This is a genomic window from Sphingopyxis soli, assembly GCF_018682675.1.
In the GTDB taxonomy this organism is placed as follows: domain Bacteria; phylum Pseudomonadota; class Alphaproteobacteria; order Sphingomonadales; family Sphingomonadaceae; genus Sphingopyxis; species Sphingopyxis soli.
In genome coordinates this window covers 1-26,886 of sequence record NZ_JAFMTR010000030.1, presented here as the reverse complement: position 1 = coordinate 26,886, position 26,886 = coordinate 1, and the positions used below count along the sequence as shown (strand labels likewise).

20 protein-coding genes are annotated in these 26,886 nt (G+C 66.2%); 6 read left to right on the top strand and 14 right to left on the bottom strand.

What is annotated here, in order from left to right; translation table 11 throughout:
• Nucleotides 1–272: 272 nt before the first annotated feature.
• The 12 genes from J1N50_RS03760 to J1N50_RS03705 form a co-directional block, all read right to left on the bottom strand.
• Nucleotides 273–1,493 carry an Nramp family divalent metal transporter gene (locus tag J1N50_RS03760; protein WP_246553062.1) on the bottom strand — a complete coding sequence of 407 codons (1,221 nt, stop codon included), beginning with the start codon at nucleotides 1,491–1,493 and terminating at the stop codon, nucleotides 273–275.
• 159 nt (nucleotides 1,494–1,652) lie between these two features.
• Complete coding sequence (locus J1N50_RS03755; RefSeq protein ID WP_215350443.1) at nucleotides 1,653–2,486, bottom strand: sulfite exporter TauE/SafE family protein; 834 nt, start codon at nucleotides 2,484–2,486, stop codon at nucleotides 1,653–1,655.
• Nucleotides 2,447–4,027, bottom strand: coding sequence for a bifunctional protein tyrosine phosphatase family protein/NAD(P)/FAD-dependent oxidoreductase (locus J1N50_RS03750; RefSeq protein WP_215350442.1), 1,581 nt, complete (start codon nucleotides 4,025–4,027; stop codon nucleotides 2,447–2,449). The genes J1N50_RS03755 and J1N50_RS03750 overlap by 40 nt, the downstream gene beginning before the upstream one ends.
• A gap of 29 nt (nucleotides 4,028–4,056) precedes the next feature.
• The gene (locus J1N50_RS03745; protein ID WP_215350441.1) at nucleotides 4,057–4,986 is read right to left on the bottom strand and encodes an MBL fold metallo-hydrolase; all 930 of its coding nucleotides are present in this window, start codon (nucleotides 4,984–4,986) and stop codon (nucleotides 4,057–4,059) included.
• On the bottom strand, nucleotides 4,983–5,891 hold the full coding sequence (locus J1N50_RS03740) for a creatininase family protein (RefSeq protein WP_215350440.1): 909 nt from the start codon (nucleotides 5,889–5,891) through the stop codon (nucleotides 4,983–4,985). The genes J1N50_RS03745 and J1N50_RS03740 overlap by 4 nt, the downstream gene beginning before the upstream one ends.
• The gene (locus J1N50_RS03735) at nucleotides 5,878–8,664 is read right to left on the bottom strand and encodes a M14 family metallopeptidase (RefSeq protein ID WP_215350439.1); all 2,787 of its coding nucleotides are present in this window, start codon (nucleotides 8,662–8,664) and stop codon (nucleotides 5,878–5,880) included. The genes J1N50_RS03740 and J1N50_RS03735 overlap by 14 nt, the downstream gene beginning before the upstream one ends.
• 32 nt (nucleotides 8,665–8,696) lie before the next feature.
• Complete coding sequence (locus J1N50_RS03730) at nucleotides 8,697–10,001, bottom strand: MFS transporter (protein WP_215350438.1); 1,305 nt, start codon at nucleotides 9,999–10,001, stop codon at nucleotides 8,697–8,699.
• Between the two features lie 39 nt (nucleotides 10,002–10,040).
• Entirely contained in the window at nucleotides 10,041–11,495 is a 1,455-nt protein-coding gene (locus J1N50_RS03725; protein WP_215350437.1) for an amidohydrolase family protein, read from the bottom strand.
• 113 nt (nucleotides 11,496–11,608) lie between these two features.
• Entirely contained in the window at nucleotides 11,609–12,526 is a 918-nt protein-coding gene (locus J1N50_RS03720; protein ID WP_215350436.1) for a polysaccharide deacetylase family protein, read from the bottom strand.
• Between the two features lie 13 nt (nucleotides 12,527–12,539).
• Complete coding sequence (locus tag J1N50_RS03715) at nucleotides 12,540–13,298, bottom strand: SDR family NAD(P)-dependent oxidoreductase (RefSeq protein WP_215350435.1); 759 nt, start codon at nucleotides 13,296–13,298, stop codon at nucleotides 12,540–12,542.
• Nucleotides 13,282–14,310, bottom strand: coding sequence for a ketopantoate reductase family protein (locus J1N50_RS03710; protein ID WP_215350434.1), 1,029 nt, complete (start codon nucleotides 14,308–14,310; stop codon nucleotides 13,282–13,284). Before J1N50_RS03710 ends, J1N50_RS03715 begins: the two co-directional genes overlap by 17 nt.
• Nucleotides 14,307–15,074, bottom strand: coding sequence for an IclR family transcriptional regulator (locus tag J1N50_RS03705; RefSeq protein ID WP_215350433.1), 768 nt, complete (start codon nucleotides 15,072–15,074; stop codon nucleotides 14,307–14,309). Before J1N50_RS03705 ends, J1N50_RS03710 begins: the two co-directional genes overlap by 4 nt.
• Nucleotides 15,075–15,175: 101 nt before the next feature.
• On the opposite strand from J1N50_RS03705, the gene J1N50_RS03700 reads away from it, so the two are divergent.
• Nucleotides 15,176–16,294, top strand: coding sequence for a M20 family metallopeptidase (locus J1N50_RS03700; protein WP_215350432.1), 1,119 nt, complete (start codon nucleotides 15,176–15,178; stop codon nucleotides 16,292–16,294).
• Between the two features lie 126 nt (nucleotides 16,295–16,420).
• Here J1N50_RS03700 and J1N50_RS03695 read toward each other — a convergent pair whose 3' ends face one another.
• Nucleotides 16,421–18,220, bottom strand: a complete 1,800-nt coding sequence (locus J1N50_RS03695; protein WP_215350431.1) for an amidohydrolase family protein — start codon at nucleotides 18,218–18,220, stop codon at nucleotides 16,421–16,423.
• Between the two features lie 202 nt (nucleotides 18,221–18,422).
• Here J1N50_RS03695 and J1N50_RS03690 point away from each other — a divergent pair, with 202 nt between their 5' ends.
• The 5 genes from J1N50_RS03690 to J1N50_RS03670 all read left to right on the top strand — a co-directional run bounded on the left by J1N50_RS03690 (nucleotide 18,423) and on the right by J1N50_RS03670 (nucleotide 26,250).
• On the top strand, nucleotides 18,423–19,709 hold the full coding sequence (locus J1N50_RS03690; protein WP_215350430.1) for a dicarboxylate/amino acid:cation symporter: 1,287 nt from the start codon (nucleotides 18,423–18,425) through the stop codon (nucleotides 19,707–19,709).
• A gap of 2 nt (nucleotides 19,710–19,711) precedes the next feature.
• On the top strand, nucleotides 19,712–20,173 hold the full coding sequence (locus tag J1N50_RS03685; protein WP_215350429.1) for a RidA family protein: 462 nt from the start codon (nucleotides 19,712–19,714) through the stop codon (nucleotides 20,171–20,173).
• A 176-nt stretch (nucleotides 20,174–20,349) separates the two neighbouring features.
• Nucleotides 20,350–23,445: a TonB-dependent receptor domain-containing protein gene (locus J1N50_RS03680; protein ID WP_246553059.1), complete on the top strand. Its 3,096-nt coding sequence runs from the start codon at nucleotides 20,350–20,352 to the stop codon at nucleotides 23,443–23,445.
• 86 nt (nucleotides 23,446–23,531) lie between these two features.
• Nucleotides 23,532–24,995 carry an amidohydrolase gene (locus tag J1N50_RS03675; RefSeq protein ID WP_343227836.1) on the top strand — a complete coding sequence of 488 codons (1,464 nt, stop codon included), beginning with the start codon at nucleotides 23,532–23,534 and terminating at the stop codon, nucleotides 24,993–24,995.
• Between the two features lies 1 nt (nucleotide 24,996).
• Nucleotides 24,997–26,250: an amidohydrolase family protein gene (locus J1N50_RS03670; protein ID WP_215350428.1), complete on the top strand. Its 1,254-nt coding sequence runs from the start codon at nucleotides 24,997–24,999 to the stop codon at nucleotides 26,248–26,250.
• A 25-nt stretch (nucleotides 26,251–26,275) separates the two neighbouring features.
• On the opposite strand, the gene J1N50_RS03665 is transcribed toward J1N50_RS03670, so the two are convergent.
• Nucleotides 26,276–26,755: an Lrp/AsnC family transcriptional regulator gene (locus J1N50_RS03665; protein WP_215350427.1), complete on the bottom strand. Its 480-nt coding sequence runs from the start codon at nucleotides 26,753–26,755 to the stop codon at nucleotides 26,276–26,278.
• Between the last annotated feature and the right edge of the window lie 131 nt (nucleotides 26,756–26,886).

The window sequence follows — 26,886 nt, the reverse complement described above, 5'->3', positions numbered from 1 at the left end:
AATCACAAATCTGACCCAATGGGAATCCCTCTATGATTCAGATTTCATACTCGACGCTCTAGATCACGTACCCGAGATTCTACCCCCACATCCCCCCCCCCCCCGCACTTTTCGAGGCGTAGAGTGATTTATCGAACTTGGGTTCGATCAGAATGAAAAGAAAAAAGCTGCCCAAATGACATTTTTTGGGAATTCATTCGGCAACGCGCGGCCCGCCTATGGCAAGGTCTGCCCCGAACGCCAGGGGCGCCAAAGCAGCCATCCACCGAGTGCTACAACATCGACCAGATCTGATTTACACAAAGAACTGCAAACAGGATCGAGGAAAGCGCCAACAGCAGATTCGAGAGCCAGCCCGATCGCCATTCACGCGGCATCGCACGACCGTTGAGGAGCCACATGAGCGTCAGCGCCAGAAAGGGCATGAAGAAAGCACCGAAGGCGCCATAGGCAATGATGAGCGCGAAAGGTTGGCCCAGCGTGAGCAGGATCATCGGCGGAAAGGTCAGCCAAAGGACGTAAAATCGAAAGGCCGAGCTAGTTTCAAGGTCAGTTCTGTCCCCCGCGGCATGGATCCCCCGCAGGTTCCGGACGAAATCGGCGAATAGCAGCGACACCCCCTGCCACACGCCGAGGATCGACGAAAAGGTCGTGGCGACGAAGCCAATAAGGAATATCGTCGCAACTTTTGAACCAAATCGTTCGGCCAGGACCGCCTCGAGGTCGAGCAAGCCGCGGTCGCCGCCCGACAGGCTGATCTGCGCAGCGTGCAGCAGTTCGGCGCCAACAATGAGCATGGCGACGACGAAAATGCCGGTGACGATATAGGCGACGCGGTTATCGAAGCGCATCATCCCCATCCAGCGCGGGCCGGTCCAGCCCTTGGCGTTCACCCAATAGCCATAGGCCGCGAGCGTAATCGTGCCGCCGACGCCGCCAATCAGCCCCAGGGTATAGATCACCGATCCGTCGGGGAGCCGCGGCACGAGGCCTCTCAGCGCCTCGCCGAAATCGGGCGCGACGAGGATTGCGAGACCGACGACGACGACGAACATGATGCCGATGAACAGCTTCATGACCGCCTCGAAAATTGCGTAGCGATTGAGCAGCACGAACGCCGCCCCGAGCAACCCCGACAGCCCACCCCAGGCCCAGAAAGGCAAGAAGCCCGGGAACAGGGCCGAGAGCGGAAGCGCAGTCGCGCTCATCGCCGTTCCGCCATATACGAAACCCCAAAGGATGATGTAGGTGCCGAAATACCAGCTCGTCCACCGGCCGAGCGAGCGCCAGCCTTCGAGAATTGTCGATCCGGTGGCGAGATGATAGCGGCCCGTCGCCTCGGCAAGCGCAATCTTGACGATGCTGCCGATCACTGCGGCCCAGAGCAGCGCATAGCCGAAGCGGGCGCCGGCAACGAGCGTCGCGACAAGATCGCCAGCGCCGACACCTGTCGCCGCCACGACGATGCCGGGTCCGACAAGCTTCCAGCGCATGAAGCCGCTTGGCGACGCATCCTGACCACGGGCTGCTTCGGGGCCTTCGGAATCCGCCGGCGTCGCGATCATATCAGCGCGTCTCCGTCATCGGGACCACGGGGCCGCGCCGGTCGGCACGAGGGCGAAGCGCGAGTTTGGGGGCGAACGGTGCGGACATCAACCACCGGTCCCGACCATAAGCGCGCTCGCGCTGCGGAACAGCATATAGGCCGCAACCGCGAAGATCAGGCCGGCGAAGACCAGAGTGAGCGCACCGCGGCCAGATAACGCGCGCGCGGCTCGCGCGCCTGCGACGCCCCCGACGAGGCCGCCGGCGATGAACACTCCGGCGAGTGTCCAGTCGACCAGTCCCGACGCGGCGTAGCTGAGCGCGGTCGTCAGACCGAAGGCAGTCACGGCGACGAGACTGGTGCCGACCGCATTCAAGATCGGCATCTTTGTCGACGCGATGAGCCCGGGCACGATCAGGAACCCGCCGCCGATGCCGAAGAAGCCCGAGAAGCCACCGGTCCCGAGACCGTATCCGAGCACCTTGGGCGCGTTGTGGCGATTGCACGCCGCGCCCTCGACGCCGGGATTATGCCGCCCCTTCAGCATGAGCATGCCGACGCCGAGCATCAATAGCGCGAACAGGAAGAGCAGCTTCTGTCCGTCGATCGCCTTGCCGACGGTCGATCCGGCGAGCGCGCCCACTATGCCGCTCCCCGCATAAAGAAAGCCGCAGCGCCATTTGACCGTTCCGGCACGCGCATGCTGGGCGAGACCCGAAGCGGCGTTGGCGGCCACCGCGAGTGCACTCGTCCCGATCGCGACATGCGGGCTTGGGACGCCGACGAGATAGACCATGAGCGGCACCGCAAGGATCGACCCGCCGCCGCCGACGAGGCCGAGCGTGAAGCCAACGATCCCGCCCGACAGGCCGCCAAGCAGATATTGGAGCGTATCGAGCGTCACCCGCGCGAGCCGATCGGCGACGGCGCCGCAAGCCATTCGCGGCCCCGAAGCATGCCGTGCCAATAGACAGGAGGCAGGATCTTTTCCTTGAGCAGCCACGAGAGACGCGAGGGACGCGTGCCCTCGATCAGCCATTTGGGGAAAGTCGGCAGCAGTTTGCCGCCATAGCCGAACTCGGCCAGCACGATGCGTCCCGCCTCGACGGTCAGCGGGCAACTGCCGTAGCCGTCATAGGCCGCGACCGGCTCCGCGCCGTCGAGCGCGGCGAGCACATTGAGCGCCGCGACGGGCGCCTGCTTGCGCGCGGCCGCCGCCGTCTTGGCATTGGTGGTCGCCGCGACGTCGCCGAGCGCGAAGATATTGGCATGGGAAGGGTGCCGCAGAGTCGCCTCGTCGACCGCGACAAAGCCCGAAGGCGCCGCGAGCGGACTCGATGCGATGAAGCCGGGCGCCACCTGCGGCGGAACGACATGGATCATGTCGAAGCGTTCCTCGACACGGCGCACATCGTCGCCGCGGCGCTGCTCGAAGATCGCAATCTTCGCCGCGCCGTCGATCGACACCAGCCGCGATTCCAGCTGCATGTCGATGCCATAGCGCGCGATATAGGCCTCGAGCGCGGGGATATAGGCGGCAACGCCGAATAGCGACGGCGTTGCGGTATGAAATTGCACGTCCATTTGCCCGAGCAGCCCGGCGCGCTCCCAGCGATGACAGGAGAGATACATCGCTTTTTGCGGAGCGCCGGCGCATTTGATCGGCATCGGCGGCTGGGTGAAGAGCGCCCGCCCTCCCCGCATCCGGCGCACCAGCCGATCGGTATAGGGAGCGAGATCGTAGCGATAGTTGGATGTCACGCCGTCCGAACCGAGGGCCTCTGCCAGTCCCGGGATCGCGTCCCAGTCGAGCTTCAAGCCGGGGCACACGACCAGCGCGCGGTAGCCGATGACCCGTCCGTCCTCGAGCGTCACCCGGTCGCCGGCCGGGTCGAAAGAAGCCGCAGCCCCGCGGATCCACTCGGCGCCCTCGGGGATCAGTCCAGCCTCACCGCGCCTCGTTGCCTCGGCGGTAAAAATGCCGCCTCCCACCATCGTGAAGCCGGGCTGGTAATAATGGTCCTCGCTTGGTTCGACGATCGCAACCGTCACACCCTTGCGGCGGCGCAGGATGCTCGCGGCGGTCGCCAGCCCCGCGCTGCCGCCACCGATCACGACGACGTCGAACCGCGCGACACCGCCATCGGCGCCGCGCGCCGCGGCCATGGCCGCAAGTTGCTCGGACCGGGCACCCGACCGGCAATAGGCAAGCACGGGCGCCGGGAGCTCCGCGAGCGCTCGCGCCATCGCCGCTGCATCGCTCTCGTCGATCTTTCCCGACACGACGGGGATATGGACGAAGCGCAGTCCTTTCGCCTCGGCCGCGGCTGCGACGGCGGCGGCAGCGGGCTGGCCCGCCTCCTCGCCGTCGGGCCGGTTGCAGACGATCGAGCGGAAGCCCGACGCGGCAAGCGCTGCGATATCGGAGGGGTCGATCTGCGGCGAGACGCGAAGCGTCGGGGTCAGTGTCCTGATGGTCATAAGCTCTCCCTTGGTCGGGGCGTCGGCGATTACAGCCGGTCGACCGGTATCTTGAGGTAGGCGACTCCGTTGCTCTCGGCGGGCGGCAGACGTCCGGCGCGCATGTTGACCTGTACGGCGGGCAACAGCAGCGCCGGCATCGACAGCCCGGCATCGCGCGCGCGCCGACGCGCGACGAACTCGGCCTCGGTAATGCCGTCGCGGGCGTGGACATTCGCGGCGCGCTGCTCGGCGACGGTGGTTTCCCAGACATGCACCAGCCGATCGCCGGTCAGATAATCGTGGCAGAGAAACAGCGGCGTTTCGCCGGGCAGCTCGAGGATGCGGCGCAGCGACCGGAAGAGCTCGGCGGCATCGCCTCCCGGGAAATCGGCGCGCGCCGACCCGTAGTCGGGCATGAACATCGTATCGCCGACGAAGACGACGTCCCCCACGACATAGGCCACGCACGCCGGTGTGTGGCCCGGGACATGCAGGACGGTGACCGGGAGACTCCCGATCACGAAGCGCTCGCCATCGGCCCAGAGCCTGCCGAAGTCCGAACCGTCGCGGCGGAACTCGGGTCCGGCGTTGAAAATGTCGCCGAATACCGCCTGCACGTCGCGGATATGCTCGCCGATCGCGATCGTGCCGCCGACGATCTTCGCAAGCCAAGCCGCCGCCGAAAGATGGTCCGCATGCGCATGGGTCTCGAGAAGCCAGTCGATCGCGATGCCCGCCTCGCGCACATAGGCGACGATTGCTTCGGCCGAGGCGGTCGAAGTCCGTCCCGCGGCCGCATCATAGTCGAGGACGCTGTCGATCACCGCGCCGCGCATCGTCACCGGGTCGTGGACGACGTAGGAGATGGTCGAGGTCGCCGGATCGAAAAAGGCGCGCACGGCCGCGGCGCCCTTCGCGGCGTCCGCAAGCTGCGCGCGAGCCGTCGCCAGCGCCGCGTCGGTCGTCGGGTCGATCATGACGGCTGCGGCCCGAGGTGCGGACGGGCCGGATCGCAGCGCCGGAAATGGGCGGTGAAATCGGCGACCGCTTCGACGATGAAGTCCGAGAAGCGCGCGCCCGCCTCGGCCGAAGCGAGCGTCGGATCGCCGGCGCCGACCCCGTTCGACGCGACTTCGGTGACGTCGAGCGGCAGCGCCACCTCGAACCCTCCGAACGTCACGCCCGCGAACTGGCTGGTCGACGGGAGACCAAGGGCGTTTGCGCGCATCGACGGGCGCGCAGCGCCCATCCGCATGAGCTCGGGGGTGAGATGCAGGCCGACCGAGGTCACCGGATCGGCGCCATGTCCGCGGGCCCGCGCGCTGCCTGCGCCATGGACCTCTTCCCAGAGGCTGTCGGGTATCATCCGCCACAGGTTGAGCGAGGCGATCATGATTCCCCGCTCGCGCCGGATCTTATGCGCGACCTGCGCAATCAGCGGCGCATTGGTCGAATGCCCGTTGCAGACAACGATATGGCTGAGGCCATGATCGAGGAAAGCGGTAACCATGTCCTCGAGCAGCATGTTGAAGGTCGCCGCGCGAAGCTGGACCCCTCCCGCCGCACCGCGGAAGAAATCGGCATGGCCGAAGGGCAGCACCGGCGCACAGATCGCGCCCGCACGCTCGGCCGCCGCGAGCGCAAGGCGCTCGGCCAGCACATAGTCGCCCATCGGCGCGTGCGGACCCTGCTGTTCCTGGCTTCCCAGCGGAAGCAGGATCGGCGGGTTGTCGGCGAGCCTTGCGCGAAATTCGGGCCAGCTCAGGTCCTGGAGCGCATGGTCGCGCTTGGACGGCGCGCCTTCCCCCCGCACGGACGCAGCGGCGGCCTTGGTGCCCCCGCCGCCCGCCCGGGCTTTCGTCTTCGCCTCAACGCCGACCATGACCCGCGCCCAGATAGATGGCATTGAACAGGAGCTTGAACGCGCCATGGGTTTGCGCGCGCAGCGCGACCTCGGGTCCGATCAGGACGATCCGCCCCTTGCCGCGATCGACCTCGACGATGGCGGCCGCGCCGCCCATCCGCTCGAGACCATGGGCCCAGCCGCTCTTGAGCTTCGGCACCCCGGCGAAGCGCACGGGAACCTCGACGCCCGTCGCGCCCGGCTTGAGCTTCCACACCGGGCTGTCGTCGAAGAAGAGATCGACCTTTTCGGGCATCCCATAAGCGAAGGGCGAATTGCGGTCGACGGAAGCTTCGACCAGCGCCCCCGGCACATAGAATTTGCTGCGCGGCGGGCGCGCGGTCTTACCGTCCACCGTTTCGGCGACGGCATCCTCGACCGGCAGGTCCATCGCCAGCGCCAGCGCCTGCGCCGACCCGCCCATCGCGATCAGCGAGCCCCCGTCCTCGACGAAGGCCTTTAGCGCAGGAACGGTCTTCTCGGGGGTCACCGAGCCGAGCCAGGCGCGATATTCCGCGGGGATTTCCTCGGGCTTAGGCTGCTTGTCGTCGCCGCGGCCGCGGAACATGCCGTCGCCACTCGCGCGGGCACTCTGCGGCTGGAAGGCAGCATGGGGCAGGATCACGACGTCGAAATCCCGGCGCAGCTTTCCGGCATCGAGTTGTTGCGGATAGACGATCGTGAAGGGAAATTCATGCTGGTCGAAGATCCAGCGCATCCACCCCGTCGGCATCAGCCCGCCGTAGAGATCGACGAGCGCGATCCGCGGCCGTTTCATCGCATCGCGCTCGCCGATCGGCGCCGCTGCCGCGCGTTCGACATTCAGCCCGAGTTCGGTCGCGGCAGCCTCGACGATACGCGTCGCGACCGGGCTCGCGGGGATCCAGAGCGCGCCGGGTTCGGCGGCAGCGCCTGCAACGGCCACCGGCTGCGACAGCCAGGAGACGGACTGCCCGGCCTTCAGCAGGCGGTTCGAGAGGATGAAGCTGTTGTTCGCGCCATGTCCGACGAGATACCCCGCCTTGCCGTCGCCGACGATCCGTCCGGGGGTAGGCGACAGCAGGGTCGAAATGCGCTCGGACGGAACCTCGAGCGGGTCGAGCACGCGCTCGAAGCCGACGCCCATCTGGAACGCCGGGGTGTAGCCCGTCGCATCGGCGGGCGGGATCGGCGGGCCGCCCGGATATTCGAAATTCTCGGGATAGTCCTGCGGCTCGAACATATCGAGGATGTGCGGGCGATAGGCCTGCGCGGTGCGGACGAAATAGGTCCCGGCGGGCCAGGACTTTCCGTTGGCGGTGAAGGGCGCACTGGCGCGGTCGACATCGACACCGAGCTTGATCAGCGCGTTGAGGAAGCGGATCGCGGTCGGATAGTCGCGCTGGCCGGGGTCGATGACATAGGCGCGCGCATCGCGGTTTGCGGGGTTCTTCATCACCGCATCATAGAAGCGCGGGTCGATCGAGCTGCTGCCGCGGGTACGCGTCGCAACGGGCTTCGCGCCGGTCGCCGCCGAGGCGGCGTGCATCTCGGCGATCCGGGTCGGGGTCATCGTCCAGTTGTCGGTGCTGCCGCGCGCTATGCTGTTCGCTCCCATGCGGTAGATGTTGAACAGCAGCTTTTCGCGGTTCGAGGCGGCATAGCTCAGCACCGCGCGGTTGATCGTCATGCTGTATTCGAGCGACTGGCCGATGTGCCATTTCTGCGGAGCGATCGGCGCCGGCTGGTTGTTGCCGGGAAGCTGGCGTTCGGGGACGAGCTCGATGTCGATTGGGACCGGCTTCCCGATCGTCTCGGTCAGGATACCGATCGCGTTGTGGAAATAGGAGATCGAGCGCAGATTGCCGTTGTACCAGGTGTCGTAATGCGCGCCATCGCGCGAGGTGCCGCCGCGCTTGCCGTCGGCGAGCAGGCGCGACTGCATCGCCGCGCCGACCTCTTCGAGGCTGGTCATCACCAGCGGATCGAAGTTGAAATTGAACGGGTCGCGGAACGGCGGAATGAACACGACGGTCCCGGCAGGGCCGGTCTGATGCTGGTTGAGCACGATTTGCGGACGCCAGTCGCGGAACAGCACGCGGCTGATATTCTGCGTCTCGGGCATCTCTGCCATATAGAAGTCGCGATTATTATCGTGGCCGACATAGGCGTGATAAAGCTTGGGCAGGCTTTCGAAGCCTGCCTCGCGCTTCGCCGGATCCTTGATCCGCATATACCAGTTGGCGACAAGCTCCTGCCCGTCGGGGTTGTTCGCGGCGAACAGCATGATGACATTGTCGCGGATGCGCTTCGCCTCGGCGTCGTCGCTGTTCACGAGGTCGTAAACCTGCTGGATGATCGCCGAATGGGTCAGCGTCTCGCTGGCATGGATGCCGCCGTCGACCCAGATCACGGCCTTGCCCTCGGCCGCGAGCGCGCGCGCCTGCGCGTCGGTCAGCCCCTCGGCGCGGCCGAGCCGCTCCGAAATATCCTTGTACTTGTCTAGCATCGCGAGATTTTCGGGCGAGGAGACGATGGCCATGAGCTGGCGCCTCTTCTCGACGGTCGGACCGATATCGACGAGCTTGATGCGGTCGCTGACCTCGGCGAGCCGCTTCCAGTAGATCGTGGTCTCGCTGTAGCTCGCGACATAGCGGTCCTCACCCATGTCATGCCCAAGCACCTCCTTCGGCGTCGGGACAGGGGGGCCGGCGATCGCGGCGCCCGTCGTCATCAGCCATGCGAAGGCGGCGGTGGCAGCCAGTCGTTTCATAAGTCGGGACCCTCTTGGTTGGTTGTTGGCGGCTAGCGATCGAGCGCGGTGGCCTGATCGGGCGCCTTCAGTCGAAGCAGGAAGAAGAGCGTCAGCGCGGCGGCCGACATGACGTAGAAGGCGGGCGCCGCGAGCGCGCCCGTCTGCTGAATGAGCAAGGTCGCGATGAAGGGCGCGAAGCCGCCGAAGAACATCACCGCGCCATTATAGCCGACCGAAAGCGCCGAATATCGCACACGCGTCGGCAGCAGTTCGCAAAGGAAGGTCGGTGCGCAGCCGCTGTAGAGACCGCTCAATACACCCGCCGTGATGGCAGTCGCGTAGATAGTCCAGGACGCCTGGAAGGTCGCCATCGCGTGGAAGAGGGGAAAGACCAGGAGAAGGAAGCCGGCAGCGCTCGCGACGAGAAAGGGCTTGCGACCGAAGCGGTCCGAGAGATGTCCGGCAAGCGGGATCACGGCGAGATTGACGAGCGTCCCGGCGGTGATTGCCAGCAGGACCGTTCCGCGCTCGATGTGGAGAAGCTCGGTCGCATAGCTGATCAGAAAGGCGCCGAAGGTGTAACCGGCGACGCACCAGATGATCGCCACGCCGAAGACATTGGCAACCGCCCCGCGGTGATGCGCGATCACTTCGCGGATCGGGCTTGCCGAACGGTCCTCCCTCGCCGCGCGGTAGCGCGGCGTCTCGCGGACGCTGCGGCGCAGATAGAAACCGACCGGGGCGACGAGGAAACCGAGCAGGAACGGAATGCGCCAGCCCCAGTCGATCATCTGCTGTTCGGTGAGGAGCGCGTTGAGCAGGAGCGACGTGCCGAGCGCCGAGAGGATCGCGACGCTGGTGCTGAGTTGCTGCAGTGCGCCGTAGAAACCGCGACGGTGCGGCGGCGCATATTCGACGAGGAATGTCGTCGCTCCGCCCCATTCGCCGCCGGCGGCAAAGCCCTGCAACAGGCGGCAGAGGACGAGGAGGATCGGCGCCGCGATCCCGATGGTCGCATAGGAGGGAATGAGGCCGGTGGCGCCGGTGGCGCCGGCCATCAGCAACATGGTGAAGACGAGGGCGGATTTGCGGCCGTAGAGATCGCCGAAATGACCGAGCACCACCCCGCCGACGGGCCGCATCACAAAGCCGACGCCGTAGGTCGCGAAACTCGACAGGATGATCGTAACCGTGTCGGCTTCGGGGAACATCGCGTGTCCGATCTGGGCGGCGAAATAGCCGTAGATGATGAAATCGAAGAGCTCGAACCAGTTGCCGATCATCGCCGAGCCGAGCGCGCGCGCGGTTTCGCGGCGCGTCGGTTCGATGCTTCCGGCCGCGGCTTCGGTCACCATATCGGGCCTCCCCCTACGCTTCCGGACCCGACAGGCGCATCACTTCACATCCGCCGGGGGCGAGGGTTTAACGAGCGGGGTCGAGACATGGCGCGGGGTGGCGAGCTCACCGTTCACGATCAGCCACTGGCCATCCTTGATGACCTGCTCGACCTTCGCGAGATCGTCGAGATTCTCGTCGGGGCGCCCGCCCACGATGATGATGTCGGCCAGCTTGCCGGGCTCGATGGTGCCGAGCTCGTCGCCCATGTCGAGAAGGCGCGCGTTGACGATAGTTCCCGCTTTCAGCGCATCGGTCACCGAATAGCCGCCGCGCACGAACCATTTGAGCTCGGCGATATAGCTGTTGGGAACCATCAGGCTCGCGTCGCCGATCGTGTCGGTGCCCACGCCCATGATGATGCCGGCGGCCTTCATCTTCTTGAACTCGTCGAAATTGCCCTGGCTCGTCATCGTGAAGCGACGCGACGTCGAACCGTAAAAGCCGCCGGCGCGATCGAGCAGGTTCTGGTAAACCTGCAGCGTCGGCACCGCGGCGATTTTCTTCTTCGCCATCTTCGCGATCGCCGCATCCGAGCGCGGCAGCGGATGTTCGATCATGTCGATGCCCGCATCGACCGCCATCTCGGTGTAGATGGTCTCGCAGTCGCATGTGACCTTGAGGCCGAGCAGATGCGCTTCCTCGATTGCCGCGCGGACCTCGTCGGGTGCGAAATGGCTCGCGATCTTGATGACGCTCGCGCCTTCCTTGAACGCCTTGCGCACCATGCCGCGCCAGGCGTCGGGGCCGTCGACTTCCTTGGCATAGTCGGGACCGTGGCTGGGGATCACGGGACGCTCGGTGGCGTGGCCGCCGGTGCCGGTGATGATCCACCCCGCAGCAAAGACGCGCGGCGCGGGAATCATGCCGGCGGCGCTCCACTGACTGAGCAGGAAGGGCGCGTTGCTGACGCCGTTGAGGTCGCGCACCGAAGTGAAACCGGATTCGAGGAAATAGCGAAGATTGCGCTGGCCGCGCAGCGTCCCCGCGCCTTCGCTGCCTTGCTCGTCGAATGGCGACCCCCGATCAGGATAAGTGACATGGGTGTGCATGTCGATGAGCCCGGGCATCACGGTCTTGCCAGCGGCATCGATGATCTTTGCGTCGGCGCCCCAACCGGTCGCGTCGGGCGGGAGCACCGCCTTGATCCGATTGCCCTGGATGACGACGGTCGCGGGACGGACGCCGCCGCTCACCGCGTCGAACAGCCGTCCGCCGCGGATGACGAGCTCGGGACCGGTCTCGGCGACGGGCCTCATCGGAATACGGACGGGGTCTTCGCTCGTCCGCGCGCCGGGCGCGAGGAACGGGCGCCGGTCGTTGAGCTTGGGGATGGGTTCGCCGGCAGGCGCCTGCGCCGCGGAGGCGGCCGAAAGGGCAAGAAGAGCCGCTGCGGCCGTGGCCCCGAGACAGGTCCTCGCAAGGGACGACTGGAAGGACAGTTTCGCTTTCATGGCGGACAGCGGCTCCTTTGAAGTGAGGACGGGCGCTTGATTCGGCCTGAAAGGCCCGCCCTCGTTGGTTATGACGCAGCCTCGCGGGTTCACCCCACCAGACATTTTCAGCTTCATGCGCTTTTCGCGCCGGCATCCGCTCCGGCGGCACGGGCGTGGGCGACGATGTCGCGGTGGGTCGCAAACCAGGCCCCGCGCTCTTCAGCGTGGCCGAGAAGCTCGTCGAGGATCCAGATGCGCGACCGCGCGGCGATGATGTGCGGATGCAGCGTGAGCTGGAATAGTCCGCCAGCCTCGCACGCGGCGTCGAGTTCGCGGCGGAAGATGTCGAAGACATCGGCAGGTGCGAGATGCGGCCGCGCCGATCCGAACCGGTCCATGAGGAAATAGGGCGCGTCGTCGCGGATCCATTCTACCGGAAGCTCGGCGACCCCGCATTCTTCGCCGTCAAGAAGCAGTTCGTAACAATCCTCGTCGGCCATGAGCGAGCTGTCATAAGCGAGGCCCATGTCGCGGATCGTGCGGAGCGTGCCCGGCCCGAAGTCCCATGACGGGGTGCGGATACCGATCGCGCGGACGCCACAAACAGCCTCGATCGTGTCGGCCGAACGCATCATGAGGTCGCGCTCGGCCGCCTCGGGAAGTACCGAGTTGCGCTCGTGGATCCAGCCGTGGAGGCCAATTTCATGTCCTTCGGCCACGACGCGGCGCTGCTCTTCGGGATGCAGCAGCGCGGCGACCGCAGGCACGTAGAAGCTCGCGGGGACGCCGCGGCGCGCGAGCAGCTCCAATATCCGGGGCACGCCGACGCGCGCGCCATATTCGCCCCAGCTCAGCCGGGAAATCGAATTGCCGCCGTCGCGCAGTTCGTTGGTCTCATGATCGCTGTCGAACGAGATGCCGACCGCGAACCTCTTGCCATCCGGCCAGCTGGTCGGCGCGAGCCGGCGCCCTGCGCGCACCCGGTTCACCCGTCCGCGCCATTCGGCCTGTTCCCATTGCCAGGGTTCGTCGGCCGTCCCGCTCGTCATCTCGATCGCTCCTTCACCGGATACCGCCGTCGACGCTCAATATCTGCCCGGTGACGAAACCCGCCCAGTCCGAGGCGAGGAACAGCGCCGCCCGTGCAATGTCTTCCGCGCGGCCAAGCCGGCGCATTGCGACGCCTGCGAGAATGTCCGCTTGCCCGCCCGGACCATAGGCGTCCCACTGGCGGCGCGTCGCCTCGCCGGTGAGCACGAGCCCTGGCGCGATGGCATTGACGCGGATGCCCTGCGGTCCGAGCTCGTGCGCAAGCTGTCGCGTCAGTCCGAGAAGTGCGTGCTTCGCCGCGCAATAGGCCTGGATGCCGGTGAGCGAGGCGCGCAACGACGCGCCCGAGCAGATATTGACGATCGCGCCCGATCCCGCCGCCGCCATATGCCTGGTCGCGGCGCGCGACAGCACCATCGCCGCGTTGAGATTGATATCGAGGACGATATCCCAGTCGGCGTCGGTCAGCGTCTCGAAGGGCTGGTGCTGTTGGCCGACGACGCCGCCAGCATTGTTCACAAGGATTTCGATGCCTCCCGCCGCGCGCACGACCGCCTCGATCCAGTCCGCTGCGGCGGCGCGGTAGCGCAGATCGACCGCCGCGCAATCAATGCCGGCGGCTTGGAGGACGGGGAAAGCCGCAGGATCGAGATCGCATCCGAACACACTGGCTCCCTGCGCGCGAAACGCTTCGGCAATCGCGACGCCAAATGCCGAGCCGACGCCGCTGACGGCGACGGTGCGGCCCGCGAGGTCAGGCAGCGATGGCACGGGCCAGTTCCGCGAGATGGGCGTCGTCCTGCACCGCCGCGCCATTCTCGATCCGGTGGATGAGCGCGATCAGCCCCGACAGGGCGGGTGTGGCAAGGCCGTGCGCGGCTGCAATTTCGACGACCATTCCAAGCTGCGTATCGACTTCGGTCTTGCGGCGATGGACCGCGAGATCGCGCCATACGCCCGAGTGCGGCTTGGCGCCGCCGCGATAGAAATCGGCGATGGCGCGAATACTCGCGGCGCTCTCTGCGGCGCGCGACCGCGGCCCGAACGCTGCGGGGTCGAACCCGTTGAAGCCGGTGGACACGACACCCTCGGCGCGCGCGGTTCGAATCGCCTCGCCGGCAAGCGCGCGCCAGAGCGGCAGCAATTCGGGGCGGTCCAGCGTCGCAGCGATACCCGCCTTGGCGGTCGCCTCGGCGAAGAGTAGCGCGGCATAGGCGAGCTTGCCCCAGATGAAGGACCAGATATCCGGCGTCGCGACCGCATCGGGTTCGAAGTCGCCGAGCAGCCGGAAATATTCGCCGAGCCGCGCGGTGGTCCTGCCGTCCCATTCGCCGAGCGCGACCGCGCCGCGATTGCCGAGCATGATCCTGCCGTCGCCGATCCGGTCGGCCCCGAAATTGACGAAGCCGACGACGACGCGCTCACGCCCGAGCCCATCGGCGGCGATGCGCGCCGCAAGGCCGTTCTGCAAGGTGAGGACGCTTCCGGTCGCGGCGAGATGCGGTGCGATCATCGCGGCGGCGGCGGCGGTGTGATGCGCCTTCACGCAGAGCATGACCTTGTCCCACTGCCCGTCGAGCTCGTCCGCAGTCCAGGCGCGAACCGGACCGTTGCGCGAACGAACCGGACCCTCGACGACGAGGCCGCGTCCGGGATCACGGAGAGCCGCGACATGCTCGGCGTCCATGTCGACGAAATCGACGCTATGTCCCGCATCGACAAGCGCGGCACCGACCGCGCCCCCCACGGCTCCCGCACCGCAAATGAGGATGCGTCCGCTCATGCAGCGCCGCGATTGTCGAGGCGCGCCGCAATGGCGGTGGCGGCGGCGCGCAGCGCGCGGGCGATCTCGTCCTCCTTGCCCACGAAGCGCGGCGAGATGCAGCCGGCGTTGACCGCGCCGACGACGCGGCCATCGGCAAGCCGGATCGGTACCGCGGCGCCGGTGCCGCCAAGGGCATATTCCTCGGCGACCACCGAGATGCCGCTGCGCGCGGCTTCCTCGATGCGCGCCTCGATCGCCGACCGGTCGGTCAGGCTGTGCGGCGTGACCCGAACCGGCTCGACGCGGTCGAGGATAGGCGCCCGCGCCTCGGGCGGCATCTGCGCGAGCAGAATGCGGCCGATCGCGGTGCAATAGGCGGGCAGTTCCTGGCCGAGGTCGATGTCGTAGCGGATATTTTCGTGGGTGACCGCCTTGGCGAGCAGGCGGACCATGCCCTTCTCGGTAAGCGCCCCGAGGATCGCGGTCTCACCGATCGTATCGGCGAGGTCGCGCAGCACGGGTTCGGCGACCGCGACGAGCCGCGCGGCCTGTCCACCCCAGCCGAACCCGCCGCTGCGGAAAGTCTCGTTGAGCCGGTAGCGATCGCCTTCGCCGCGCACCGCATAGCCGCGTCCGGCGAGCGTGCGAAGGAGCATCAAGGTGCTGCTCTTGGGCGCGCCGAGCCGCTCGCACGCCTCGGCAAGCGACAGGCCGTCTCCCGCCCCCGCGAGCAATTCGAGAAGGTCGAGCACGCGCGACGCGGAGCGGACGCTATCGTTCATATATGTGAACGTGATTTGTCATGTTGAACGAGATGACAGCAACGCCTATGAGTCGTCAAGCCCTTCGGCCGGGCGTCGACTCAGCAAGAAGAAGGCCCATCATGACATCAGACGAACAGGCAATCGCCACCCTCAGCCGGTGGCTCGCGCTCGAAAGCCCCACGCACGACGCCGCCGCGATCAACGCGATGCAGGACATGATCCTGTCGGAAATCGCGGACGAGCCGGTGAGGATCGAGCGCATCCCCGGCCGCGACGGCCTCGGCGACTGCGCGGTCCTGCAAGCCGGAGCCGAAAATGACCGGCCCGGGATACTCGTCGTCACCCATGTCGATACGGTGCATCCGGTCGGCACGCTTGCCGGAGCGCTGCCGGTGCGTCGCGACGGCGATCGTCTCTACGGTCCGGGCGCCTATGATATGAAGGGCGGCATCTACCTCGCGCTGGTCGCGTTTCGCAATGCGGCGCGCCTCGGCGCAGCGATCGGGCGACCGATCCGCTTTCTCCTCTCGCCCGACGAGGAGATCGGCAGTCCCACGACCCGCGCGCTTGTCGAGGACCTCGGACGCCGGTCGAGCCATGTGCTCGTGATGGAGCCCGCGCGGCCGGGCGGAGCCGCGGTCACCGCGCGCAAGGGCGTCGGCTGGTTCGATGTCGAGGTCGAGGGCCGACCCGCGCACGCCGGATCCCGCCACCAGGACGGACGCAGCGCGATCCGCGAGGCCGCAAGGCAGATTCTGAAGGTCGAGGACATGACCGACTATGACCGCGGCACGACAGCCACGGTGAGCAAGGTGGGCGGGGGCACCGCGATCAATGTCGTCCCGCACCAGTGCCGCTTCGCCGTCGACGTTCGCATTACCAACGCCGCCGAGGGCGAGCGAATGGAGCGCGAGATTCTCGGCTTGGAGGCGATCGGACCCGACGTCGTGCTCAAGGTGGGCGGCGGGATCAATCGGCCCGCCTATGAACGCAGCGAGGGTGTGGCGAAGCTGTTCGAGACGGCGCGAACCGAGGCCGCGGCGCTCGGCTTCGAGCTCGCGGAAGTGCCGATGGTCGGGGGCGGCTCCGACGGCAATTTCACCGCCGCACTCGGCATCCCGACGCTCGACGGTCTCGGCGTGGATGGCGACGGTGCGCATACGCTCGACGAATATTGCCTGATCTCGTCGATCGAACCCCGGCGCCGCCTCGTCGAACAGCTGCTGCGCACGCTCTGACCGAAAAGGCCCGCACCGGCGCCGCGGCGGACCGCGAAACCGGTGCGGGGGCACCGCGGCGCACGCCTCGGGAGGCCTGCGCCGCGTTCGGGAGAGCTGGTCGCGACCGAAGCGGCACGCGCCGCGTCAGTAGAAGCCGAGGTTGTCGATTTCGCCCCAGGCACTCGCGCCCGCTTCGCGCTGCACGACGATGCCCACCTGGACGAGATCGTCGCCGCGCCAGGACGGCGCCTCGCCGCGGCCGGGGCGCGTTGCGACGAGCGCGGTGAAGGGCACGCGCAGTTCGGACCAGACTTCTTTCGCCTCGACCGGCGCGGTGAACTCGCCGGCGAGCGTATTGACGACGAGAAGATAGCTGCCCGCGCCGCGCATCTCGAGCCGGACGCCCGCAAACTTGCGCGCATCGACGGGGCGTACCGAACCGCGGCTGAGAGGCACGAGAACGCCGCCCTCGGGCTTGTCCTTGAGAGACATCTGCACCGCGAAGGCGAGCGCCGAGCCATTGCCGCCGGGATGCGTGACGCGGTTCGAGACCACGGAGGAGCGCTCGACGCCGCCATCCATGTCGGTCAGACGCAAGGTATCGAGCGAGCTGCGCCCGTCGGCGCGTTCGAAGTCGTCGATCAGCGCGGCCGCGGGCAATGCGGGCAGCGTCGTGGCGAGATTGCCCGCCGGCGGCTTGACGCCGCCGCCATGGACGAGCTTGCCGTCGACATAGACTCGGTCGATCTTCTCGACGTCGCCGATCGTCTCCCACGGCTTGCCGTCGACGAGAATGATATCCGCACGCTTGCCCTTTTCGATCGTGCCGCGATCGCCCGCGAGGCCGAGGGCCAACGCGCTGTTCGACGTTCCCGCCAGCAGCGCCGCCTTCGGCGTCAGGCCCGCCGCGACGAGCAGTTCCATTTCCTGGAGCGTCGAGATGCCATGCTTCGCGCCGCCGATACCCGCGTCGGTGCCGACCGCGATCGTCACCCCCGCTGCGTGAAGATTACGGACATTTTCCTCGGCGAAGCCATATTTGCGGATCCTGAGGCGCGTCGCGGCATCGTCCTTGCGCCCCGGCCCCATCTCGTCGGGCTTGAGCTGGTAGATGGCGAGGGTCGGCGCATAGAAAGTTCCCGCCTTCTTGATCCGGGCGATCGCTTCGGCGTCGAGCACCCCGTCCTGTATACTGTGCGCGATCACGTCGATCCCGGCGTCGGCCGCGAGCTTGCCGCGCTCGACGGTCACCGTGTGGGTCAGCACGCGCTGGCCATGCTTGTGCGCCTCGTCGGCGAGCGCCGCGAGCGTCTCGACATTCATCGAGGATTCCTCGGGCAATTGTCCGTAACGCCAGCCATCTGCAAAAGCCTTGATATAGTCGGGCTTGTACGGCTGCAGCGCCTGCACTTCGCGTCGGGCGCTTTCGGCGGTTGCGACCCATTTGGTCGTATTGGTGTCGCCCCAATCCGCCCCGTGGCCGCCGGGCGTGCTCATCCGCGCGACGAAATTGACGTGCGGGGAAAATATGTCGGCGAGCCAGGCGCGGCGCGGCGCGAACGCCTCGGGTTGTTGATGAAAATCGTTCACCGTCGTGACGCCGCTCGCGAGATAAGCGTTGGCGATCTGCGGGAGCGTGCCGGGAGAACCCGACGGCGACCAGTGCGTGTGGACGTCGATGAAGCCCGGCAGAAGAGCCTTGCCGTCGGCGCGGACGACCTTCGCTCCCTTCGGCACCTTGACGTCGGCGCCGACCGCCTCGATGCGGCCGCCGCGCACCACGACGGTGCCGCGATAGGGATCCCTGCCGGTCGCATCGAAGATCGTCGCGCCGGTGATCGCCATCACCTCGCCGCCCGGTTCGGCAAGCACCGACTGGCTCGCCCAGCCCAGGCCGGCGGTAATCGCCGTTCCCGCTACGAGCATCTTCCGAAAACTGGCCACGCGCTTCTCCTCGATTGTCCGATTGTACCCTGCCCTGCTTTGACGCAGCGGCAGCGGATTACCCCACCGGCCTGTTCGGTCCGAGCCCGCAATGTCCGAACAAAATGCGCTTGTCGACCGCATTGCTGCTGCGGAACCTCGCCGCGTCTGCGTCTCTGCCTCCTGTACGCCCCGGACGGGGCGAAGCCGGAACGGGACAGTCATGAACAGAGCTTTCGCCTTCATCCTCATCTTCGCCATGATCGCCGGCGTCGCTGCGGGATGGTTCGTCAATTCGCATTACCCCGCGGCCAAGGCGGCCGAAATTGCCGATAATCTCTCGATCCTCACCGACCTCTTCCTGCGGCTCATCAAGATGATCATCGCTCCGCTCGTCTTCGCGACGCTCGTCGCGGGGATCGCCCATATGGAAGACGCCGCCGCGATCGGGCGCGTCGGCGCCAAGACGATGGGCTGGTTTATCGGGGCCTCGATCGTGTCGCTCTCGATCGGTCTCGTCATGGTGCACCTGCTCCAGCCCGGCGCGAGCCTCGCGCTCGAGCTGCCGACCACCGGCGCCGAAGGCGTCGTCGCGACGGGTGACTTCTCGCTCAAGCAGTTCGTCACCCACCTCATTCCGCAATCGATCGTGCAGGCGATGGCCGAGAACGAGATTTTGCAGATCGTCGTCTTCTCGGTCCTCGTCGGCTCCGCGGTAGCCGCAATCGACGACAAGGCCCCAGCGGTGCTGGCACTGGTCGAGCAGGTCGCGGCGATCATGCTCAAGGTCACCGGCTTTGTGATGAAGACCGCGCCGGTCGCGATCTTCGCCGCGCTCGCCTCGACCGTCGCGACCCAGGGGCCGGGAGTGCTCGTGACCTATGCGGGCTTCGTATCGGGCTTCTATCTTTCGCTCGGCGTGCTCTGGCTCGTGCTGTTCCTCGCCGCGCTCGCGATCATCGGCGCGCGCGCCTTCGGTCTCTTTCGCGGGATTCGCACGCCGGTCCTCCTCGCCTTTTCGACCGCGAGCTCGGAAGCGGCCTATCCTAGAACGATGGAGGAGCTCGAGAAGCAGGGCGTCAACCGCCGCATCGTCTCCTTCGTCCTGCCGCTCGGCTACAGCTTCAACCTCGATGGCTCGATGATGTATTGCACCTTCGCCGTGCTCTTCATCGCGCAGGCTTATGGCATCGACATGACGATCGGCCAGCAGATCACGATGCTGCTCCTGCTGATGGTGACGTCGAAAGGCATGGCCGGCGTGCCCCGCGCCTCGCTCGTCGTGATCTCGGCGACGCTCGCCTATTTCAAGCTTCCCGAGGCCGGACTGCTGCTGATCCTCGCGGTCGACCATCTGCTCGACATGGGACGGTCGGCCACCAACGTCGTCGGCAATTCGGTCGCCGCCGCGATCATCGACCGCTGGGAAGGCCGCCGCATGGCGCGCGAAACGGCTGCCGGCGCGCCGTCACCCACCGAACAACTGCCGTCTCTTGCAACCAAGGAGTGAACATGTCCCGGATCGAAAGTCGCCTCGCCAGCCTCGGAATCGAGCTGCCCGAAGTCTGCCCGCCGGTGGCCAATTATGTCTCGGCAACGCGCTCGGGCAATCTTATCCAGGTGTCGGGGCAGCTCTCCACTCATGCGAACGGCGGCATCAAAGGCACCGTCGGCGTCGATTGCAGCCTCGCTGACGCGATCATTGCCGCGCGGCTGTGCGCGATCAACCTCGTCGCGCAGTTCAAGGCGGCGGCGGATGGCGACCTCGACCGCGTCCGCGTCCTCAAGCTCGGCGGCTATGTCCAGGCCGGTCCGCAATTCTCCGAGATTCCCACTGTGATGAACGGCTGTTCGGATCTCATCGTCGATGTGTTCGGCGACGCGGGCAAGCACGCCCGCTCGGCGATCGGCGTCTACCGTTTGCCGTTCAATTTCGCGGTCGAGGCCGATGCCGTCATCGAGATCGTGGATTAGGCAGCGCGCGAAGTTCAATGAAAATTCCACAATTCGACAAGGGGTTGAAATTTTCTACCCAAAAATCGATGGGGCATCGGCCATGCGTTGCGTCACAGCGAGACGAGATGGGCCGATAATCCATCCGCCGCACGGAGGACGACGCGACGATCGGGTCGACAAAAAGGGGACATGGCATGATGAAGAACATCCATTCGAGCTACCGCAAACAGATTTTGAGCGCAGTATCGCTGGTCGGGATGATCGCTGCGCAAAGCGCGGCCGCGCAAGAGCAGGCCGGGCAAACCGAAGCCGCCACCGAACCGCAATCAGCACCGCGCGGCGAAGAAATCGTCGTGACGGGCAGCCGCATTGCGGGCACCAAGATCACCGAAGCCCTACCGGTGACCGTCGTGGGCGAGGACGAAATAGCGGCGACGGCCGCTGTGTCGGGCGACGACCTGATCCGTTCCATTCCCCAGATGAGCGACCAGTCGTTCAACAGCAGCAATGGCCAGACGAGCAGCAATTTCGCGCGCGGCGACGTCGGCTCGATCGATTTGCGCGGGCTGGGCGTGGGCAATACGCTCGTTCTGCTCAACGGCCGCCGCCTCGTCCAGCATCCGAGCAGCCAGGCAAGCACCTCGCTTGCCCCGGTCATCACCTATAACACCAATTCGATCCCCGTCTTTGGCGTTCAGCGGCTCGAGGTTCTGCGTGACGGGGCGGCGGCGCTTTACGGCACCGACGCGGTTGCCGGCGTCGTCAACACGATCCTGCGCGACAATATCAATGGCGGCGGGCTGACGCTCCAATATGGCGGCGCCGAAGGCACCGGCCTGCGCGAATTTTCGGGATCGGGCTATCTCGGAACCGACTTTGCGGAAAATCGCGGCAACATCTCGCTCCTGTTCAATTACACCAATCGCACGGCGCTTTCGTCGCAGGATCAGGACTATACTTCCACATCCGATCACCGCTTCTTCGACGACTTCATCGGCACACCCTTCGAAGGCTCGAACAGCCTCGACGACACGAGCACGCTTTCGCATTGGGGCAATTTCACCACCGGTGTTCGCGTTCGCCGCGGCACGACCAACATCACCACCGCCGGCGGCGTCTTCTCCATTCAGCCCACGGCGAACGGCGGCTGCTCGGCCGACCTTGGCAGCGGGATCTGTATCGACGACGCAACCCGCGCGACGACCGGCGCTGATCGCAACACACGGTGGGACGCGCAGGCAAATTATCCGCTTTCCATCATGCCCAGGCTCGACCGCATCAACGTCTATGCGAATGGGCATTATGACCTGACCGACAATCTGACCGTCTTCGGCGAGGCCGGTTATTATTACGCCAAGACGCGCAGCATCCAGGACAGCGTCTTTTCGATCGGCTCGATCCAGATGACGGTCCCGGCGTCAAACTACTGGAACCCCTTCGGTCCCCTGACCTTTGCGAATGGTTCGGCAAATCCGAACCGGCTTGCCGGGATCGACGCGCCAGCGGCGGGCCTGCCGGTCACGATCACCAGCTACCGCTTCACCGACTTTGGCCCGACGGTGGTCGACGTCACGAACCGGCAGTTCCGCCTTCTCGCCGGCCTGCGCGGCGAAGCGCTCGGTTTCGACTGGGAAAGCGCGCTGCTCTATTCGCAGGCGACGGTCCGCGACGTTCAGGACGGCATCAGCGCGACCCTGCTCCAGCAGAATCTCGCGCTATCGACGCCCGATGCCTATAACCCGTTCGCGGGCGGCAATCCCGCGGACCCGATGGGGCCGCCGATCAACGCCGGCAATGTGGCTGCGGGCGAGGACTTCCTCATCAAATCGGTCCGGCGCGGCAAATCGAAGCTCGCGCAGTGGGATTTCCGCGCGTCGAAAGCCGATCTCTTCGCCCTCCCCGCCGGCGACGTCGGGATGGCGCTCGGCGCCGAACTTCGCAGGGATTCCTACCTCGACGACCGCGACGAGCGCGTTGATGGCACGCTCACCTGGACCGACAGCGTGACCGGCATCGAACAGCCGAGCGACCTGTTCGGCGTCAGCCCGACGCCCGATACCAAGGGGTCACGCACTGTCTTCGCCGCCTATACCGAATTCGCCGTTCCACTCATCTCGCCCGAAATGAATGTCCCGCTGATCCGCAGCTTCGAGCTGCAGCTGGCCGGGCGTTACGAACATTATTCGGACTTCGGCAGCATCGCCAAACCGAAGATCGCAGCCGCCTGGGACCTGTTCGACGGCTGGCGCATTCGCGGGTCCTGGGCGCAAGGCTTCCGTGCACCCAATCTCGAACAGACCAACGCAACGATCATCACGCGCGGCAACACCCGCACCGACTGGGTTCGCTGCGAGGCGGACCTACGTGCCGGACGCATTTCCACCTTCGACGCCTGCGCGCAATCCTTCGTGACGACGGGCCGCCGCGCCGGCAATCCGGACCTGAAACCCGAAACCTCCACGACATGGACGATCGGGACTGTGCTCCAGCCCCCGGCCTTCAACAGCGGTCGGCTGCGAACCACCTTCACCATGGACTTCTGGCAGGTAAAGCAAAAGGGCATCGTCGGCGTGTTCGGTGAGGGCAACGCGCTGATCAGCGACTATCTGGCGCGCGTCCAGGGTTCGAGCGATCCCACCGTCGTCCGCCTTGCGCCGACAGCCGACGATATTGCCCTGTTTGCCGGGACGGGCCTCGCTCCGGTCGGCCGCGTGCAATATGTCGACGATCAATATCGGAATCTCGAGCCGCAAACGGTTCGCGGCATCGACTTCGGCCTCAATATCGGGCTGCGCGATACTGGCATCGGCGATTTCACCTTCGCTGCGAACGCTGCCTATCTGCTCAAATATTTCCGCGACGTACCGCCCGATATTCAAACGCTGCTCGATGCCCGTGAAGCGGGTCAGATCAATATCGATACTGTCATTCCCGAATCGTCGAACCTGATCCGCGACGACGGCTTTCCGCGGTGGCGGGGTTCGGCGTCGCTCACCTGGAAGCTCGGCCAATTTACCGCGGGCGGGTTTGTCACCTACACCGGCAGCGTCATCGACGACGATATATCCGTCAATGGCGAGAACCTGCTGATCAAATCGTACACGACGGCCAATCTCTACGTGCAATATGACTTCAAGGGGGGCTTCACCGACAACACCCAGCTGCGGCTTGGCGTACGCAACCTCACGAACGCACAGCCTCCGCTCGACTCGAGCAGCTTCGGCTATATGGGCTCGCTCCATTCGCCGATCCCGCGCTACTGGTATGTGAACGTCCGCAAGACCTTCTGACCGCATTCCTTCCCGGCCGCCGCGCACCCCCGCGCGGCGGCCGGATTGCCGCCCTTCCCATCGCTCCCGCACAAGGTGATTCCGGCGTGTCACAACAACTATCCGCAAAACCCTCCCGCCCGCTCGGCCAACGCGCCGCCCGATCCGCGCTCCTTTGCAGCGCGCTCGCATTCCTTGCAGGCTGCTCCGCCGCGGCGACCTCGGCGCGCCCCGCCGATACGCCGCCTGCACCGCAGCCGAGCGCGGCGCCCGCCCCCGCGCCGTTTGCGAGCACCTATCAGCCTCGATCCGCCGCCGACACCGCGATCGTCGGCGCTTCGATACTCACCGGCACGGGAACGCGGATCGACAATGGGACCGTTCTGATGGCAGCGGGCAAGATCGTCGCGGTCGGCGCCGACATCGCCGTCCCGACCGGCGCGCGCGTCATCGACGGGCGCGGCAAATGGGTCACGCCCGGCATCATCGACGCACACTCGCATCTCGGCGTCTTCGCCGCGCCCGGCGTACAGGGTCATGCCGACGGTAACGAGAATATCGATCCTTACACCGCCCATGTCTGGGCCGAGCATTCGGTCTGGCCGCAGGACCCCGTCTTCACCAAGGCGCGCGCCGGCGGCGTCACGAGCCTGCTCATCCTCCCGGGCTCGGCCAACCTCTTCGGCGGCCGCGGCGTCAGCGTGAAGAACATCCCGGCGGTGACCGTCCAGCAGATGAAATTCCCCGGCGCGCCCTACACGCTGAAGATGGCGTGCGGCGAGAATCCGAAGGGCCGCTACGGTAGCCGCGGACGCGCCCCGGCGACGCGCATGGGCGAAGTCGCCGGCTTCCGCCGCGCGTGGATCGACGCCGCCGAATATGGCCGCAAGGTCGATGCCTATGAGAAGAAGCGCGCGCGCGGCGAAGCCGCCGAGGCGCCCAAGCGGGATCTCGGGTTGGAGACGCTCGCGGGCGTCCTCAAGGGCGACATTCTTGTCCAGAACCATTGCTACCGCGCCGACGAAATGGCGGTGATGCTCGATGTCGGCCACGAGTTCGGCTACAAGACGCGCGCCTTCCACCATGCGGTCGAGGCCTACAAGATCGCCGACCTTCTCGTTGCTGACGATGTCTGCGTGGCAACCTGGGCGACGCGCTGGGGCTTCAAGATGGAAGCCTATGACGCGATCGAGGAGAATGCCGCGATCCTGAGCAAGGCCGGTGTCTGCGTCGCGATCCATTCGGACGAACAACGTCTCGTCCAGCGTCTCAATGTCGAGAGCGCGGTCGCGATCGCCGCCGGGCGGCGCGCCGGTATCGATATATCGCAGGAAGAGGCGATCAAATGGATCACCATCAATCCCGCGAAGATCATGGGCATCGCCGACAAGACGGGCTCGCTTGAGCCCGGCAAGATGGCCGACGTCGTGCTGTGGAGCAAGAACCCGTTCAGCGTGTACGCGATCGCCGAGAAAGTGTTTATCGACGGCGCGCTCGTCCTCGACACGAGCGATCCTGCCACACGCTACAAGAGCGACTTTGAGATTGGCCAGCCGGTCGGGGAGGAATAAGATGAAGCACCGCTTTCCGGCCAGCGCCGCGCTCGCCCTGATCCTCGCCGCGGCGGTCGGCGCATCGCCCGCCGCCGCCCAGTCCTTCGCGATCACCAACGCCCATCTCGTCACCCCCGGCCCGGTCGGCGAAGTGGACAATGGCACCATCCTCGTCCGCGACGGCCGTATCGTCGCCGCCGGGAACGGCGTCGCGGTGCCCGCGGGGCTGCACACCATCGACGCCAAGGGCGCGGTCGTCACACCGGGCCTCATCGCGGTCAACACGGCGCTCGGGCTCGTCGAGGTCAATTCGGTCGACGGCTCGGTCGACACCAAGACCAAGAATTCGGGCATCAGCGCCTCGTTCGACGTCCAGTACGGTCTCAACCCCGCCTCGACACTGATCCCCATCGCGCGCCTCGGCGGCATCACCCATGCCGTCGTAATGCCCGACTATGACGACAGCGACCAGGAACGCGAACTGCCCTTTGCCGGCAAGGCGGCGATGATCTCGCTCGGCGAAGGCGGGAATATCCTCCATCGTCCGGGCATCGGCATGATGCTCGAGCTCGGCGAGGACGGCGCCGCGCGCGTCGGCGGCTCGCGGGCCGCCGAGTTCGTGCAGCTGCGCCAGATCTTCGATCTTGCACGTCAGGCTCCGCGCGAAGAATATCCGTTCGAGCTCTCGCAGGCCGACGTGGCCGCGCTCAAGCCGGTGCTTGCCGGCACCATGCCGCTGATCGTCGTCGTTCACCGCGCCGCCGATATCCGGCAGGTGCTGAAGCTCGCCCGCGACTACAAGCTGAAGATCATCCTGAGCGGCGCCGAGGAGGCCTGGCGCGTTGCGGACGAGATTGCGGCGGCGAAAGTCCCCGTACTCGTCAACCCGACTTCGAATATACCCTCAAGCTTCGACATGCTCGGCGCTTCGCTGCAGAATGCAGCGATCCTGAAGGCCGCGGGGGTCGAGATCGCGATCGGCGGCAATGACGCCGGGCACCGCGTGCGCGAGATGCGCTACAATGCCGGGCTCGCGGTCTCGCGGGGCCTCCCCTATGCCGCGGGCATCGAGGCGCTGACCCTCGCGCCGGCGCGCATCTTCGGCGTCGCCGACCAGATGGGCTCGATCGCGCCCGGCAAGGCCGCGGATATCGTGATCTGGGACGGCGATCCGCTCGAGCCGCTCACCCAGCCGACCGCCATCTTCATCGCGGGCCAGGAACAGCCGCTGATCTCGCGTGCGACCGAACTCGGCAAGCGCTACATGCGCTGACGCGCCGCGCTCGTCCCCGTTGCAATCAGGACGGGCGCGCCGTGAGCGGCAACGCCGTCGTATACTTGATTTCTTCCATCGAGAAGGCAGAGCTGACATCAGTCAGGCGGATCGAACGGATGATACGCCGATAGACCGCGTCATAGGCCGCCATATTCTCGACCCTGAGCTTGAGCAGATAGTCGACGTCTCCGGTCATGCGGTAGAATTCGACAACCTCCGGAATGTCGCGGATCGCCGAGTTGAGCATCTCGAGCCACGCCTCGCTATGCTCGGAAGCCCGCAGGCTGACGAAGACGGTGAGGTCGAGCCCCAGCGCGCTGGCATCGAGGATCGTGACGCGCCGCGAGATCACACCGCTCTCTTCGAGCCGCTTGATCCGCCGCCAGCACGCATTCTGCGACATATTGGCCTTGGCGGCGACGGCGGCGACCGACAGGGTCGCATCCTCCTGAAGGAACCCCAAGATCCGAACGTCGGCGTCGTCGAGCGAAACGCGGGTCATGACAATTCTCCTCTTTTATCCAGAGTACCGATGGTCCCTGCCGAAACAGCGGGCCGCCGCACGGGCGGCGCCGTCGTCGACTCCGCCATGTCTTCATCCCCGGACGTATCACGCTCGCCCCTCGCCGACCC